Here is a 16,151-nt window from a genome sequence, read left to right as displayed (position 1 = left end):
ATGGTTACTGTTTTCGACATTGCCGGCTCTGACGCCAAGCGTGTGCGGCATCCGGAAAAGGCGCATCGCCCGGACACGGAAGTCATGCGCAAGCCGGATTGGATCCGCGTCAAGGCGCCGACCTCCAAGGGATACGCGGAGACGCGCTCGATCGTGAAGGAGCACAAGCTCGTCACCGTCTGCGAGGAAGCGGGCTGCCCCAACATCGGCGAGTGCTGGGACAAGAAGCACGCGACCTTCATGATCATGGGCGAGATCTGTACCCGCGCCTGCGCCTTCTGCAATGTTGCGACCGGCAAGCCGAACGCGCTCGATATGGCGGAGCCCGAGAACGTCGCCAAGGCCGTCAAGCAGATGGGCCTCAGCCACGTAGTCATTACATCAGTCGACCGTGACGATCTGGAAGACGGTGGTGCCGAACATTTCGAGAAGGTGATCTGGGCGATCCGCGCAGCATCGCCGACGACCACCATCGAGATCCTGACGCCTGACTTCCTAAAGAAGCCGGGTGCCCTGGAGCGCGTCGTTGCCGCCAAGCCCGACGTCTTCAATCACAATATGGAGACAGTCGCAGGCAACTACCTGACGGTTCGCCCCGGCGCTCGCTATTTCCACTCCATCCGCCTGCTGCAGCGGGTGAAGGAAATGGACCCTACCATGTTCACCAAATCGGGCATCATGGTCGGCCTCGGCGAAGAACGAAACGAAGTGTTGCAGCTGATGGACGACCTGCGAACCGCCGACGTCGACTTCCTGACGATCGGCCAGTACCTGCAGCCGACCCGCAAGCACCACGCGGTGATGAGCTTCGTCACCCCGGACGAGTTCAAGTCCTACGAAACGGTAGCCTACACCAAAGGCTTCCTGATGGTGGCTTCGAGCCCGCTGACCCGTTCGTCGCACCATGCCGGCGACGACTTCGCCAAGCTGAAACTGGCGCGTTCAAGAAACCTGCTTCAGCGATCCGAAGGTCTTGCAAAAGACCGCTGACACGCGAGCCACCGATCGAGCCATGCAACGAGGTCCGGCAAGGACCGGAGAAGCAAACCAGATGTCAACGATTACAATGCCCATTCCCGATGCTCGGATATTGGCCCGCTCGTCTCAGATCATTGCCAGTCTGGAGACGGCTCTTCCGCAGGGCACTGTAATTTGGGATCCGGAAGAAACCCGAGCATACGAATGCGACGCACTGACGGCCTATAGCTGTCCTCCGCTTGCAGTTGTGCTGCCAAGAACCACCGAAGAGGTCGCCACGGCGATGCGCATCTGTCATCACGAGCGTGTTCCCGTCGTGCCTCGTGGAGCAGGGACCTCGCTCGCAGGTGGAGCTCTACCGACCGCCGACTGTATCGTGATCAGCACGATCCGGTTGCGTGAGGTGCTTGAAGTGGACACGACAAATCGCTTCATCCGGGTCCAAACCGGCGTTACCAACCTAGCCGTGAGTGCTGAACTGGAGGCTGACGGATTCTTTTACGCCCCCGACCCGTCGTCTCAACTCGCCTGTACCATTGCGGGCAACATCGCGATGAACTCGGGCGGCGCTCATTGCCTCAAGTATGGCGTCACCACCAACAATCTCATGGGCTTGCGAATGGTCCTGACGAGCGGCGAGATCGTGGACGTCGGCGGCCCTTTGCTTGGTGCGTCGGGCCTCGATCTCCTTGGTCTCCTGTGCGGCTCGGAAGGCCAGCTTGCCATCGTCACAGAGGCGACGCTCAAGATCGTTCCCAGGCCCGAAGGCGCACGGCCGATGTTGATCGGATTCGACAGCGCGGAAGTAGCCGGTGAATGCGTGGCACGCATCATTCGCTCTGGCCTGCTACCTGTCGCGATCGAGTATATGGATGATGTGTGCCTGCGAGCGGTCGAGGCGTTTGCCAAGGCCGGTTACCCCCAGTGCGCAGCTCTTCTGATCGTCGAGGTGGAGGGTTCGGAAGACGAAATCTCGAGCCAGATTGAAGCGATCCGATCGATCGCTGTCGAGCTGGATCCGGTTGAGTTTCGTAGCAGTCGAAACGCCGATGAAGCATTGGCGATATGGAAGGGTCGAAAGGCCGCATTTGGCGCAATGGGCCGACTTGGCGACTACCTTTGCCTGGACGGGACCGTTCCGGTGTCTCAGCTTCCCTACACTCTTAAGCGTATCGGTGAACTTTCCAAAGAGTATGGCCTGGAAGTTGCCAATGTCTTCCACGCCGGGGATGGCAATATGCATCCGCTGATCTTGTTTAATGCGAATGCCCCCGGCGACCTGGAGCGAGCGGAGCAATTTGGCGCCGATATCCTTCGCCTTTGTGTCGACGTGGGCGGTTGCCTGAGCGGCGAGCACGGCGTCGGCATCGAGAAGCGCGACCTGATGACGAAGCAGTATTCGCCGACCGATATGGCCATTCAGATGGAGATTAAAGACGTCTTTGATCCCGCCTGGTTGCTCAATCCTGCAAAGGTATTCCCACTGGAGACAAGTCAGCCCCACCGCGAAAAGGCAAAGAAGCGATGAGCAATGCCGCTGATCTCACGCCAGATGTTGCCTCACCGTCAAGTGAGACCGAAATGGCGGAATATATCGCCGACCGTCACGAAGCATCGACTCCACTGCAAGTGATAGGGGGCGGCACCCGTCTGATGACGTCGTATTCTGGAAGCGGCGCCCAAAGGCTCTCGACCCGGGGCCTGAATGGCGTCGTCACATACGAGCCTGGCGCATTGACCTTAGTCGTTCGCACCGGAACCGCAATCGAAGAAATCGAAAAGCTGCTTGCTACCGAGGGGCAGGCGCTGGCGTTCGAGCCGATGGATCATCGGACGCTTATGGGGACCTCTGGCTCACCGACGATTGGCGGTGTCGTTGCCTGCAATATCTCGGGGCCGCGGCGAACCTTGGTCGGCGCCTGCCGCGACCACCTCCTGGGCGTCCGTTTTGTCGACGGGCGCGGCCGCATCGTTAAGAATGGTGGAAGGGTCATGAAGAACGTGACCGGTCTGGACGTCAGCAAGCTTCTTTGCGGATCATACGGAACGCTCGGCGTTCTGACCGAGGTCGCTCTGAAAACTCTGCCGGTTGCCGAGACTGAGGAAACCCTGGCCTTCAAGAACGTCTCCTTGGACGAAGCAAGTCGTATCTTCGCTACGGCTCTTTCGACGCCTTTCGAGGTGTCAGGCGCGGCCTTCGTATCAGGTACCGCCTGGTTGCGGATCGAAGGTTTTTCGCGACAGGTTGCCTATAGACGCGAGCGTTTGTTGAGTGTTTTTCGCCAGAGTGAAATCGATGTCGAAGACGTGACCGCAAGCAGGCGTCTGTGGCGCGACCTGCGCGATCTTCGCCACTTTGCTCATTCTGATCTTCCTGTGTGGCGCATCCTGGTAAAGCCGACGGACGCACCGACGGTTGCCTCTGCTTTGGAGGCGCTTGGCGGTTCGGCATCGCTCGATTGGGGAGGGGGGCTGATCTGGTATGCTGGCGAGGCATCGTCTGAGGATATCCGACGAGTGTCCCACCCTGGACAAGCCTGGCTGGTACGAAAAGGTGCTGCATCGGGCATCAAGGTTTTCCCGAGAGAATCTGAATCGGTTTCCCGCCTCTCTTGCGCGTTGCGCAAGACCTTTGATCCGGCAGGTATCCTCAATCCCGGGCTGATGGATAGTTAGCAATGCAGACGAACTTCTCAGACACGCAACTCGCCGACCCTTCGATGCGCCGGTCTAACGACATTCTCCGTTCCTGCGTCCATTGTGGCTTTTGCACGGCAACGTGCCCGACCTATAAGGTCCTGGGCGACGAACTGGACAGCCCTCGCGGGAGAATTTATCTCATCAAGGATATGCTGGAGAACAACAAGACGCCCGATGAAAAGACGGTAAAGCATATCGATCGCTGCCTGAGTTGTCTGAGCTGCATGACGACCTGCCCATCTGGCGTACATTATATGCATCTGATTGATCACGCCCGTGCCTATGTCGAAGAGAATTACCGACGGCCGTGGGATGAACGGGTGTTGCGCTGGCTGCTGGCCCAACTCCTTCCATATCCGTCACGGTTTCGTTGGGCCTTGCGCGGTGCCAAGCTCTTGCGTCCATTCCGCCGCATGGTTCCGGATATCCGCCTTGGCGCCATGTTGGAGATGGCGCCGGATTTCATTCCGCGACCAAGCCCCAATGACAGGCCCCAGACCATTCCAGCCATGGGCCCGCGCCGCAAAAGGGTCGCGCTGCTTGCCGGGTGCGCCCAACGCGCGCTCAACACCGATATAAATGATGCAACCATCAGGCTTTTGTCACGCCACGGCTGTGACGTGGTCATCCCAAAGGGCGTCGGCTGCTGTGGGGCGCTTACTCACCATATGGGCAGAACCGATGACAGCCACGCGATGGCGGCCGCCAATATCGTCGCTTTGACTCGAGAGATCGAAGGTGCTGGAATTGATGCCGTCGTCATCAATACCTCCGGATGCGGCACCACCGTGAAAGACTACGGTCACATGTTTTTGAACACGCCGATGGCGGATGATGCCGCGCGCGTTGCCGCCCTTGCCAAGGACATCACCGAAGTCATGACAGAGATTGGTGGGTTGCAAGAGGCCGTCTTTGCAGAGCCCTTGCGCGTTGCCTACCATGCCGCGTGCTCGCTGCAGCATGGTCAGCAGATACGCTCGCAGCCGAAAGAACTGCTCAAAAGTGCGGGCTTTGAGGTGCTTGAGCCTAAAGACGCGCACATCTGCTGCGGCTCGGCCGGCACCTATAATTTGATGCAGCCGGAAATATCGAAGCAACTGAAATCTAAAAAGGTAACCTCGATCGAGGTCGTGCGCCCTGACGTCATCAGCGCCGGCAATATCGGCTGCATGATGCAGATTGGGTCCGGAACGAACCTGCCAGTTGTTCATACCGCCGAGTTACTCGATTGGGCAACCGGCGGGCCAAAGCCTCGGGCGCTTGACAGGGCGCGGGGATAGGGGCACGACACTTTCATCGCCATTAGGCGATTTACGAAGCGCCCAACCTTTTTGACACCGTGTCGGCCGCTTCAGCAACTCTCCGACCGATCCAATCGATTTTTCTGTCCGGCATCCGATGGGTCGGACCGGACACTGAAATACCGGCAACTGCTTCGCCATGCACGTTGAGCACCGGCGCGGCGACGCAACGCATGCCGGTTGTACGTTCCTCGTCATCCAACGCATAGCCACGTTCTCGCGTCAGGATCAACTCCTCCTTCAGTTGCCCGATCGTCCGTATGGTGTTGGCCGTGAAGCGCTCGAGGCTTGGGCCTTTCAAGGTGGCGGTGAGCCGATCTTCGTCGTAGGAGGAAAGCAAAGCCTTGCCAATGCCAGAGGCATGCAAGGGCGAAAGCGTGCCGGGCGGGAAAAAGGCACGAATGGACTCGTGTGTTTCGACCTGGCTGACAAAGAGGACGTTTCCATTCTTCTCGATCCCGAGGTTTGAGGTCTCGCCAGTCTCCAGCATCAATTCACGCATGACTGGCCGGCTCCGTTCGACCACATTGGTACGCCGAAGGAAGGCCGCACCGAGGCGGTAGGCCTGCGGTCCGATATGCCAGATTTGGCCATCCGGGCTTATCTCGACATAGTCGCGGCGCTCCAGCGTCGTAAGGACACGATGCATCGTGGCTGTCGACTGGCTTAAGTGGGTAGCCAATTCTGACAGCGTCAGCCCTTCGGGCGAAGCAAGCGCCTCCAAGACGTCGAACGCTCGATCCAAAGACTGAATGACGGTCTGCGACTGCGGCTCGTTAAATCCCTTCGGGCGGCCCCGTCGACGCACAGCAACCTTCATGTTTGACCTCCGCCAAATCAAAAAACCCTTTCTGAGAAAGTGCAATGAAAAATAATTCTGCACAATGAAAAAATATATCATTATGAATATAAAGGCTTATTTTCATTTCATATTCATTTTGAAAAACGGTTTCAAAAAAATATACGGGATGAAAGCATCATGGTAGTAAAGACGAAATCACATTGAGGAGGTCCAAATGTACACGCCAAATCCAGTGTTTATTCCCGGCCCGACCAATATGCCGGAAGTGCTGCGCCGGGCCTGTGACATCCCGACAATCGATCACCGCTCAGCGCTGTTCGGCGAGATTCTTCAGCCGGCATTGGCCGGTGTGAAAAAGGTGCTGAAGTCCAAAAGCGCTGAAATCTTCATTTTTCCATCCACTGGCACCGGCGGATGGGAAACCGCGATCGCGAACCTGCTCAACCCTGGCGACAGGGTGCTCGCCGGCCGCTATGGGATGTTCAGCCACCGTTGGATCGACATGTGTCAGCGGCACGGACTGAGTGTCGATGCGATCCGCTCGTCCTGGCATGGTGGCGTGCCACTTGGCGAGTACGAAGAGAAATTAAGAGCTGACACAGCTCATGATATCAAAGCGGTTCTCGTCACCCATAACGAAACCGCGACGGGCGTTAGGTCTGACGTAAGCGCGGTTCGTCGCATCCTTGACGCCGCAAAACATCCGGCTCTTCTCCTCGTCGATGGAGTGAGTTCCATTGCCTCGATGGATTTCCGCATGGACGAATGGAAAGTCGACGTTGCGGTTACCGGCTCTCAGAAGGGCTTCATGCTGCCGCCGGGCCTGGCGATTCTGGCTTTTTCACCAAAAGCAATGAAGGCGGCCGAAACAGCCACCCTGCCGAGAACCTTCTTCGATATCCGCGACATGGCAAAGAGCTATCCAACCAGCGGCTACCCCTACACGCCTCCGGTTGGCCTCCTCAATGGCCTCAAGCTCTCGACGGAGATGCTCCTCGGGGAAGGGCTGGACAACGTCTTTGAGCGCCACCGGCGTATCGCCTCGGGTGTCCGCGCTGCCGTGGCAGCCTGGGGGCTCAAGCTTTGCGCGCAAAATGAGGAACTCTACTCCGACACCGTCACGGCGGTGCAAACGCCGGACGGATTTGACGCCGCCTCGATCGTTACTCACGCCGCACAGAAATATCAGGTGGCATTCGGCGCCGGGTTGGGAGACGTGGCGGGACGTGTTTTCCGTATCGGCCACCTCGGTAGCATGACCGACGTGATGGCACTTGCCGGCATAGCGACAGCAGAGATGGTCATGGCCGATCTTGGATTGAAAATCCGCTTGGGCTGCGGTGTCGCTGCCGCTCAAGAGGTATTCCGTCTCGGCGACGTCTCGTCCACTCGAACTGCAGCCTGAGAGTATCACCGATGAACATTCCTACCATCTCCGACATGTTTATTCCCACCATCTCCGACATGTTCGAGGCTCATCAGCGCATCGAGCCGCATATTCATCGGACACCAGTGCTGACTTCTGCATACATCAACTCCTTGGTGGGCGCGCAGCTGTATTTCAAATGCGAGAACTTCCAAAAGGCCGGCGCCTTCAAGGCCCGCGGAGCGTCAAACGCTGTCTTCGGATTGAGTGACGAACAGGCCAGAAAGGGCGTGGCAACCCACTCTTCGGGCAATCATGGAACGTGTCTGTCCTACGCGGCGGGACGGCGAGGAATCCCATGCACGGTCGTCATGCCGCGGACAGCGCCACAGGCAAAGAAGGATGCAGTGCGCGGCTACGGCGGGACCGTCGTGGAATGCGAGCCTTCGACGACCTCGAGAGAGGCCGTTTTTGCCGAGGTTGTAGCTCAATCAGGCGCCGAATTCGTGCACCCCTACAACGATGCCCGGGTGATCGCCGGTCAGGCGACATGCTCGCGTGAGCTCCTAGAGCAGGTCGATGATCTCGACGCGATCATTGCGCCCATCGGCGGAGGCGGGATGGTATCGGGCACCTGTCTGACGGTGTCCAATCTTGCGCCGCGGGTCAAGGTCTATGCCGCCGAGCCGGAGCAGGCCGATGACGCATATCGAAGCCTGAAGGCTGGTCATATCATTGCCGATGATGCGCCCGACACCGTGGCAGACGGGCTTAAGGTGCCTCTCAAGGATCTCACATGGCACTTTGTGAAAAGCAACGTCGCCGACATCTTGACGGCCTCGGAAGTCGAGATCGTCGATGCCATGAAGTTGATCTGGAAACGCATGAAAATCGTCATGGAACCGTCCAGCGCGGTTCCCTTGGCAACGATCTTGAAAAACAGGGACTTGTTCGCCGGTCAACGCATCGGCGTCGTCATCACCGGCGGCAACGTCGATCTCGACAAGCTGCCATGGCAATAAGGGGACTGGCATGAACATGGAAACGAAAATCAGCGAATTGGAAGTTGGATATGACGTGCCCGCGCTGCCCGGCATGTCCGTCGATGAGATCCAGACGCCCTGCCTGATCCTGGATCTGGACGCTCTCGAACGCAACATCCGAAAGATGGGCGATTACGCCAAGGCGCACAACATGCGTCATCGCGCCCATGGCAAGATGCACAAGTCGGTCGACGTCATGCGACTTCAGGAAGAATTGGGCGGCGCTATCGGCGTCTGCTGCCAGAAGGTGTCCGAGGCTGAAGTATTTGTTCGTGGTGGCATCAAAGACGTGCTGGTGTCCAATCAGGTCCGGGATCCCGGCAAGATCGACCGTCTTGCACGTCTGCCGAAGTACGGGTCGAGAATTATCGTCTGTGTTGACGATCTGGGCAACGTGACGGAACTGTCCAAGGCCGCCGAGAAGCACGCGACCGTCATCGACTGCTTCGTCGAGATCGATGTTGGTGCAGGACGGTGCGGTGTTTCGACAAGTGCAGCCGTGGTCGAGCTCGCAAGATCGATCGATGCAGCAAACGGCCTTCGGTTTGCGGGAATTCAGGCCTACCAAGGCGCGATGCAACACATCGACAAATATGAGGATCGCAAGGCAAAGCTCGATGCTGCCATTGCCCAGGTCAAGGACGCGGTCGACGCTTTGGTCGTTGCAGGCCTGAAACCGGAGCTGGTTAGCGGCGGTGGCACCGGCAGCTATTACTTCGAAAGCAATTCCGGGGTCTACAATGAGCTGCAATGCGGAAGCTACGCCTTCATGGACGCCGACTACGGTCGCATTCTCGACAAGGATGGCAAACGCATCGACAAGGGCGAGTGGGAAAATTCCCTTTTTATCCTTACAAGCGTGATGAGCCACGCAAAAGCCGACAAAGCCATTTGCGACGCGGGCCTGAAGGTTCAATCCGTCGATTCCGGTCTTCCTTTCGTCTATGGCCGAGATGACGTCAAATACGTCAAGGCGACGGATGAGCACGGCGTCATCGAAGACCTAAACGGCGTCTTGAAGATCAACGAGAAACTTCGCCTCGTTCCCGGTCACTGCGACCCGACCTGCAATATCCACGACTGGTATGTGGGGGTACGCAACGGCAAGGTCGAAACCCTCTGGCCGGTGTCGGCGAGAGGCAAGGCCTACTGACGGACGGACTGACAATCGGAAAGTTGATGCGATGATAATTGTTCCAGAGAACGCGATATCCGAGCTGGTCTCGCTCTCAGACTGCTTTGATGCCGTCGAGAAGGTCTTTGCTTCGATGGCGAAGAAATCGGCATACAACTTTCCAGTCATCCGTGAGGCGATCGGTCACCAGGATGCACTCTACGGCTTCAAATCGGGGTTCGACCGGGAGACACTTGCTCTCGGTCTGAAAGCTGGCGGTTTCTGGCCCCACAATGTTGAGCGGGGCCTGACCAACCATCAGTCGATCGTGTTCCTTTTCGATGCCGATACCGGCAAATGCCGTGCAGTGGTCGGCGCGAACCTGCTGACTGCGTTTCGTACGGCAGCAGCGTCCGCGATTTCGATCAAACACCTCGCCCGCGCCGACGCCAAGGTATTGGGGATGGTCGGGGCTGGTCATCAGGCTGCATTCCAGCTTCGGGCTGCCGTCAGTCAACGGCAATTTGAGCGAATAGTGGCCTGGAACTTCCATCCTGAGATGCTGCCGCGGCTTGCAGCCGTCGCCGCTGAAATCGGGATTCCGTTTGAAGCAGTGGAACTCGATCGACTGACCTCCGAGGCCGACGTCATCATCACCATTACCTCTTCATTCAATCCGATCATCCAGGCATCCGAAATTCGTCCAGGAACTCATCTTGCCTGCATGGGTACCGATACCAGAGGAAAGCAGGAGGTTGACGAAAAACTGGTGGCGGCAGCGACGCTCTTCACCGATGAGGTCGCGCAAGCGGTCTCAATCGGAGAGTGCCAGCACGCGATCGCGAAGGGGCTGATCGCCGAAGACGATATTATCGAGATTGGCTCGGTTATATCGGGCACCGCAATTGGGCGTTCGTCGCCCGACGAGATTACGCTCTTCGACGGCACCGGCGTTGGGCTTCAAGATCTGGCGGTTGCCTCTGCCGCGGTCGATCTGGCGCTTTCGAAAGGCGTAGCAATTAACGTCGACGTCTAGGAACGGCAGGGCGATGGCTCGCGTAACCCGCATTGCGATTAATGGTTTTGGTCGAATTGGCCGGACGATTTTGCGCCAGGCTCTGGATGCATCGGGCATCGAGGTCGTCCTGATAAACGACCTAGCGGCAATTGAGCTCAGCGGCTACCTGTTTCAATACGACAGTATCTTTGGTCCCTGGAACGGGTCTGTCATCGTTGACCAGGATGCGATTCGCCTTAGCGGTCGTTCGATCCGATATGTGAATAGCCGAAATATCGAGGAATTCGACCTCGATGGTGTCGATGTTGTCCTGGATTGCACGGGAGCAGTCGACGCAGACCTTCGCGCCGCCCGCTGCCTGGAAGCAGGAGCGTCTCAAGTCCTGATATCCGGACCCGCGTCCAAGGCAGAAGCCACGCTGATTCTTGGCGCCAACGAGGAGCGCTTCAACGGCGAGCGGATCGTCTCGAATGGATCCTGCACGACCAATGCGCTAGCCCCCCTCTTGCGGATATTGGACGAGCTCTTCGGAGTGACGGGCGGTCAGATGACGACGGTCCATTGCTATACCGGCAGTCAGCCGACGATCGATCAGCCAAGGGCCGATTTTGCCCGCAGCCGGGCGGCGGCCCTTTCCATGGTGCCAACTACCACGAGCGCCCATCGCCTGCTCAGCGAAGTGTTACCGCATCTGGCCGGATTGATTGAAGCCCGAGCGATCCGGGTTCCGACAGCAAGCGTGTCGGCGATCGATCTGACAGTGGGCGTGCGTCATGGCAAAAGCCTGAAAGACATGGTTGAGGACATACGCGCCGCGGCGGCATCGTCGCCTGTTCTTGGTTGGATCGATCAGCCACTTGTCTCCGTCGACATGCGCGGGCGTCCTGAATCGCTGGTCATCAGCGAGGCAGAAATCTCCCTGTCGGCCAACGGGCTTCTTAGGATCTTTGGCTGGTATGACAACGAATGGGCATTTGCCGCGCGGATGCTGGATATGGCTCGCTATATATCCAGACGCGCCGGCTAAGGGGATAGCATGTCGTTGCCTGCGCAAAGCAAGCTTTTGACCGCGGTGTTCGACAGGGCCCGCGGATCAACGCGCCGTGTTATTTTTGCAGAGGGCCACGACGAGAGGGTTTTGCGCGCCGTTCAGGCTATGCTTGAGGCGAAGTGCGCAGTACCGATGGTAGTTGGTTCCACGGTCGAGATTGCAAGGAAGCTTGTTGCCGCTGGTATCGATCTTCGGGTGGGTGACGATTTTGCGGTGGTCGAAGCGCAAAACGACCACGAGTTTCTGGACCAATGGTGCGCTCGCAAAGCAGCGATAGAATCTGGCTGGAAGATCAAGAACCTCCCTGGTTTCATCAGGGATTGTCGCAATACTGCAATTGCTGCCCGTCTTGTGGAATCCGGCAAGGCTGACAGCATGGTTTGCGGAACATCCGGGCAATTTCAATGGCACTTTGCCCAATTGAGCTCCATTCTCGCAACATTGCGGGTTCGCTCAGCTGCGGCTCTATCGCTTCTGGTCGTCGACGACCGACCGCTCTTTCTCGCGTATCTCTTTGTCGATAGCCGACCCTCGTCCAAGCAGATTGCTGAGATCGCGGTGGCTGCCGCAGGTCACGTTTGCGCATTTGGGCTCGAGCCGAAGATCACGCTGTGCCACGGTCCCGAGAGCCTTGAGAACGCGGCTCCGGACAGGGCCATCATGGCGACGGCACGGCATTTGATCTTTTCCGACGCGCCGCAATTGGAAGTGCGCGGTCCGAGCACGGTCGCGGAGGCTTTGACGGCAGCGCTCGGTGAGCAAGCTTTGGGACGCAAACGCGGTGGCCGTGCGCCAAACATATTGCTTTTTTCCGCGGCAGAGGCAGCAACGACGGCCCGCGACGTCCTGCATTGTGCCCTGTCGGCACCCGAGCTGGGCCCATTGCTTCTCGGAACTGCCAATCGAGCTCATATCGTCAGCCCAGCAGTGACCTGGCAGGGGCTGGTGAACATCGCAGCGGTCGCCGGAATGAACATTCCTGGTGAGGAAGCTTTCTGTCGCCGGTAGCACGGCCGGTCTGTGAAGAAACAGGGGGAACAAGTTGGACGGATCTTCAATGAGTACCAAGCAAGAGCCAAAGGACACGCATCGCCATGATTTGGTGAACCACTATCGGCCGATTGCTCTCAAGGCGGTAGCCGCCGCTTTTTGCATTCCTGCCAGCAAACCGTCACAATCGCCCCGCCAACCGGAAATCTATCCGTGGCATCCGGATTTTCATGGCTGCACGGAAGAGGATAGCTGAGACCTACCGCTCGATTTTGCGGGGTTGGGGAGTTGAACCTCGCTGCGAAAAAGCTAACCTGTTGTCCGATGATCGATGTTCCTCAACGCATAACCGACTTGGCCGCCGCGCTTGCGCCCGCGCGAGGATATAATTCGACACGAGCACCTGGCATTTCATTATTTCGCGCCGATGCGAGTATCTCGAATCTGCCAAGGCTTCAGCCCGCGGGCATCCTCTTTCTATTGCAGGGAGCGGAACACCTCACATGGGATGTTAACGTTTACATCGTCCATAGAAGCCGATACTTGGTGACATCTGCACCCATGGCATTTCGCATCGATGCCGAAGCGAGCGCGGCAAGGCCACTCCTTGCAATGCACGTGACACTTGAGCAGCCGATGGCAATCGAGATCGCGGAAGAAATAGACAATTTCCGCGGCCCAGGCGCTCCCCGAAGGCAGGCAAGTTGCCATGCCATGGGACAAGTGGATGAAACACTCCGCGAGCTACTTCACCGGATTTTGCAGGCCCTTCACAGCCCGCTCGATTCTGCGATTTTAATTCCCCTGTTGATGCGGGAACTTCACCTGAGAATACTAGAGCGAGAGGACGGGGACGCGATCGTTGCCGGATTGCGTTGCCAAGGTACACGCGGCAAGGTGTTGAAGACCGCACAATCCATTTTGCAAAATGCCAGCGCAAGCATATCTGTTTCTACCCTTGCTGCGTCGGCCCAGCTGAGCCTTTCTTCGTACCACAGTCACTTCCATGCGCTTTTCGGGTGTAGCCCGCTCCAATACCTTAAGGCTGCTCGCCTCCATGCCGCACATGACATGTTACGATCGGCGAAACTAAGCATTGGAGAAATAAGCGCCGTTGTCGGCTACAGCGGTCCTTGGCAATTTAGTCGTGAGTTTCGACGCTATTTCGGGCGAACAGCGCTGAGAGAGTCTAAGCTTATTCAGAACTCTTCAGGTGACATCGTTCTCGGGTAGGGAGGTCGAGGGCACGAGCAACGTCAGAAATTTAGAACATTGCTGACATGATCGTTCTCGGGAAAAGTTGCTTGTCCCGAAATCGTTGCCACGGGCATGGCCTCGCGTGGAACCGCTTGACCCGCGTGAATGTCGTCCGATTTGACCCAGCACTTAGCTGTCTGCTGTCACGCCTATGCCACCTCAACGACAAGCGGTCTGTTGGCAAGGACATCGAAAAGGCCATCATCTCCATCAGCGATCACGGGCTGAGTGCCGGAACTACCCCTCGGTCGTGCTGAAGGTTGGTGCATCCGTTCCAACTGTGAGGACGAAAGCCGGCAAGCGTTGGCAGCTTGGGCGGTTTTCCAGGAAGGGCGGGAGCCAGCTCGGCAGACGATAGCCTGCCGAGCCGTCCTTGGCGACTATGACGCCAGTGCGTACCTTTGAGTGGTTGTCTTGGCGACACTGCGCGTCTTGAATTGCTGAACCAGGGTGGCGAGCCGCTCGGTTTCCTGCGTTAGGCTTTCTGCCGCCGCGGTCGTTTGCTCCACCATGGCAGCGTTCTGTTGGGTAACCTTGTCCATTTGATCGCCGGCGGCGGACACCTCCCGCAAGCTTAACGCCTGTTCGCGAGCGGAAACGGCGATGTCGGTAACCGTCGCGCTCATCGCTCCCACCTGTTTGACGATCTGCTCCAGGGATGCGCCAGATTCGCCGACGAGTTTTACTCCCGTGTCGACCTGCGCCGTGGATGTCGAGATCAACTGCTTGATCTCCTTGGCGGCGTTTGCGGAACGCTGTGCCAGTTCTCGCACTTCCTGGGCAACGACTGCAAAGCCCTTCCCGGCTTCTCCTGCCCTTGCCGCCTCGACACCGGCATTGAGGGCAAGGAGATTGGTCTGGAATGCGATTTCGTCAATAACTCCGATAATATTGCCAATTCGCGAGGACGAATTTTGGATTTCGGTCATGGCAGCGATAGCCCGGTTGACGATCTCGCCGCCGGTCTCGGCGTTGGTGCGTGCGGTGGTAACCGCATCGTTCGCACGTCCCGCTCCTTCAGCCATGCCATTGACGCCCCTAGTGACCTCGCCGAGCGCTGCGACTGTTTCCTCCAGAGAGGCTGCCTGCTGTTCGGTGCGCCGCGCGAGATCATTTGTTGCCGTGGAAATTTCGCCAAGGCCGGACCGTATCGTGCCAACGGATTGAACAACGGCACCAAAAGCGTTTTCGAGGGCTGCGATCGAGTGGTTGAAACGATCGCGAATTGCAAGGTAGCGTGCGTCGACTTGTCCAACTCTCGCGGTCAGATCACCCGATGAAAGTGCGTCCAATCCCTTGGAGATTTCGTTGAAGGCCTGCTCCATGGCTTCAGCATCGGCCGAACGTTCAGCTTCCTGACGCAGACGCTGTTCTTCAGACACAGCACGGGCATTCTCGGCGTTGAGTTCAGCGACCGTCTTTGCGCGTTTCGTTTCTTGAAACACCATCAACGACCGGGCCATCGCGCCAAGTTCGTGCTGGTTCGTGGTTGCTTCGAATTCAGTCAATTCCTCGCCGTGCGCGAGACGCTCCATCGACTTTGCCATCTTTCGAACGGCGATGGAAATCAAGCGGCCGAGGAAATAGGAAAGCACCAGGCCGATGACAACCAGAGCGCCGCTGACAAGGAGTGTTACCCTTGATGCTGCTGAAACCGTTTTCCCAACCGACGCGTCCAAGCTTGCCTGCGTAGCGGCCACGGAGGCCTGCAAGGACTTGAAGCCCGTCGAGATCTTAGGTGCCAGTTCATTGAGCTCTGTCTCGCGCACGCGCTTTGCTTCCTGCAAAACATCCCGCATTTCACCAAGACGCGAGGTGTAGTTCTGCATAAGCTGCCCTGCACCTTGCAGTCTTTTCTGCTGCAAGGCGTTCTTTGCCAACTTGAGGGCACTGTCGTTTCGCGCCACCGCCTCGTTAAGTGCGGCCTGAGCAATATCATACGCAGCGAGGTCATCGGCGTGTACGAACCGCTCCGACGCATAGAGACTGCGGTTCAGCGCCTCGAGCGTAGCGGCTGTCGCATGCATCAGCTGCAGGTCATTTTGACGCCATGCGCTGCGTATGACGTCGTTCAGGGCAATGCTTGTCCAGGGGCCGAACTCCGTCACTTTTGATATCAACAGATCACGCCGAGCTTGAAGCGAGACGATCTTGTCGAAGGCATTGCTGTAAGCTCCGATCTCCTGGCGAATTGGCACCAGGGCGGCTTGCAGATCCTGATTGTCGGCAAAACGGGGATCGTTTGCCTCAAAGGCGCGGACGCCAGCCTTGAAACGGTCGATCGCGGCTTGATTGGGATTGGAGCGGAAGGCTTCGACCGACATTTGAATGTCGTGCAACTGATCACTGTAATCGGAAATGCCCAGACTTTCGCCGACCGTCTGCCGATAAGATGAGAAAATTGCAGTGAGGTCGCTCATGCCGGACATTACGTTGGCGGATAGCAAACTCATGAAAAGGATAAGGGGCAGGAAGCCGGCGGTAATTTGTGCACGGATGCTGAGCTTGTTCCAGAGATGCATCATAGATCC

At 57.7% G+C, this 16,151-nt stretch carries 13 protein-coding genes; 11 read left to right on the top strand and 2 right to left on the bottom strand.

Annotated features, from left to right (window positions below; translation table 11 throughout):
- The 4 genes from lipA to glcF all read left to right on the top strand — a co-directional run bounded on the left by lipA (window position 1) and on the right by glcF (window position 4,958).
- Entirely contained in the window at window positions 1-990 is a 990-nt protein-coding gene (gene lipA / locus NBG89_RS32805) for a lipoyl synthase (RefSeq protein ID WP_431324774.1), read from the top strand.
- Between the two features lie 61 nt (window positions 991-1,051).
- Window positions 1,052-2,506, top strand: a complete 1,455-nt coding sequence (locus NBG89_RS32800) for an FAD-binding oxidoreductase (RefSeq protein ID WP_431324773.1) — start codon at window positions 1,052-1,054, stop codon at window positions 2,504-2,506.
- A complete protein-coding gene (locus NBG89_RS32795) occupies window positions 2,503-3,654 on the top strand; it encodes an FAD-binding protein (RefSeq protein ID WP_431324772.1) in 1,152 nt (383 codons plus the stop codon). The genes NBG89_RS32800 and NBG89_RS32795 overlap by 4 nt, the downstream gene beginning before the upstream one ends.
- Before the next feature lie 2 nt (window positions 3,655-3,656).
- Window positions 3,657-4,958: a glycolate oxidase subunit GlcF gene (gene glcF, locus NBG89_RS32790; RefSeq protein ID WP_431324771.1), complete on the top strand. Its 1,302-nt coding sequence runs from the start codon at window positions 3,657-3,659 to the stop codon at window positions 4,956-4,958.
- A gap of 31 nt (window positions 4,959-4,989) precedes the next feature.
- Here the strand turns inward: glcF and bhcR are convergent, their stop codons facing one another.
- A complete protein-coding gene (gene bhcR / locus NBG89_RS32785) occupies window positions 4,990-5,799 on the bottom strand; it encodes an HTH-type transcriptional regulator BhcR (protein ID WP_431324770.1) in 810 nt (269 codons plus the stop codon).
- 196 nt (window positions 5,800-5,995) lie between these two features.
- Here bhcR and bhcA point away from each other — a divergent pair, with 196 nt between their 5' ends.
- The 7 genes from bhcA to NBG89_RS32750 all read left to right on the top strand — a co-directional run bounded on the left by bhcA (window position 5,996) and on the right by NBG89_RS32750 (window position 13,596).
- Window positions 5,996-7,186: an L-aspartate--glyoxylate aminotransferase BhcA gene (gene bhcA / locus NBG89_RS32780; protein WP_431324769.1), complete on the top strand. Its 1,191-nt coding sequence runs from the start codon at window positions 5,996-5,998 to the stop codon at window positions 7,184-7,186.
- A 35-nt stretch (window positions 7,187-7,221) separates the two neighbouring features.
- On the top strand, window positions 7,222-8,169 hold the full coding sequence (gene bhcB / locus NBG89_RS32775) for a beta-hydroxyaspartate dehydratase BhcB (RefSeq protein ID WP_431324962.1): 948 nt from the start codon (window positions 7,222-7,224) through the stop codon (window positions 8,167-8,169).
- A 10-nt stretch (window positions 8,170-8,179) separates the two neighbouring features.
- Window positions 8,180-9,343: a 3-hydroxy-D-aspartate aldolase BhcC gene (gene bhcC / locus NBG89_RS32770; RefSeq protein WP_431324768.1), complete on the top strand. Its 1,164-nt coding sequence runs from the start codon at window positions 8,180-8,182 to the stop codon at window positions 9,341-9,343.
- Window positions 9,344-9,374: 31 nt separating this feature from the next.
- Window positions 9,375-10,340 (top strand): iminosuccinate reductase BhcD, encoded by a 966-nt coding sequence (gene bhcD, locus NBG89_RS32765; RefSeq protein ID WP_431324767.1) that lies wholly within the window; start codon window positions 9,375-9,377, stop codon window positions 10,338-10,340.
- Window positions 10,341-10,353: 13 nt separating this feature from the next.
- Window positions 10,354-11,349 carry a type I glyceraldehyde-3-phosphate dehydrogenase gene (locus NBG89_RS32760; RefSeq protein WP_431324766.1) on the top strand — a complete coding sequence of 332 codons (996 nt, stop codon included), beginning with the start codon at window positions 10,354-10,356 and terminating at the stop codon, window positions 11,347-11,349.
- Window positions 11,350-11,358: 9 nt separating this feature from the next.
- Entirely contained in the window at window positions 11,359-12,381 is a 1,023-nt protein-coding gene (locus NBG89_RS32755) for a phosphate acyltransferase (RefSeq protein WP_431324765.1), read from the top strand.
- 306 nt (window positions 12,382-12,687) lie between these two features.
- Window positions 12,688-13,596, top strand: coding sequence for an AraC family transcriptional regulator (locus NBG89_RS32750; RefSeq protein ID WP_431324961.1), 909 nt, complete (start codon window positions 12,688-12,690; stop codon window positions 13,594-13,596).
- A 404-nt stretch (window positions 13,597-14,000) separates the two neighbouring features.
- On the opposite strand, the gene NBG89_RS32745 is transcribed toward NBG89_RS32750, so the two are convergent.
- Window positions 14,001-16,145: a methyl-accepting chemotaxis protein gene (locus tag NBG89_RS32745; RefSeq protein ID WP_431324764.1), complete on the bottom strand. Its 2,145-nt coding sequence runs from the start codon at window positions 16,143-16,145 to the stop codon at window positions 14,001-14,003.
- Between the last annotated feature and the right edge of the window lie 6 nt (window positions 16,146-16,151).

Source organism: Rhizobium sp. YTU87027 (assembly GCF_050644135.1).
Lineage (GTDB): Bacteria > Pseudomonadota > Alphaproteobacteria > Rhizobiales > Rhizobiaceae > Rhizobium.
The sequence above is the reverse complement of the archived record's forward strand: the minus strand, read 5'-3'. Positions and strand labels throughout refer to the sequence as shown.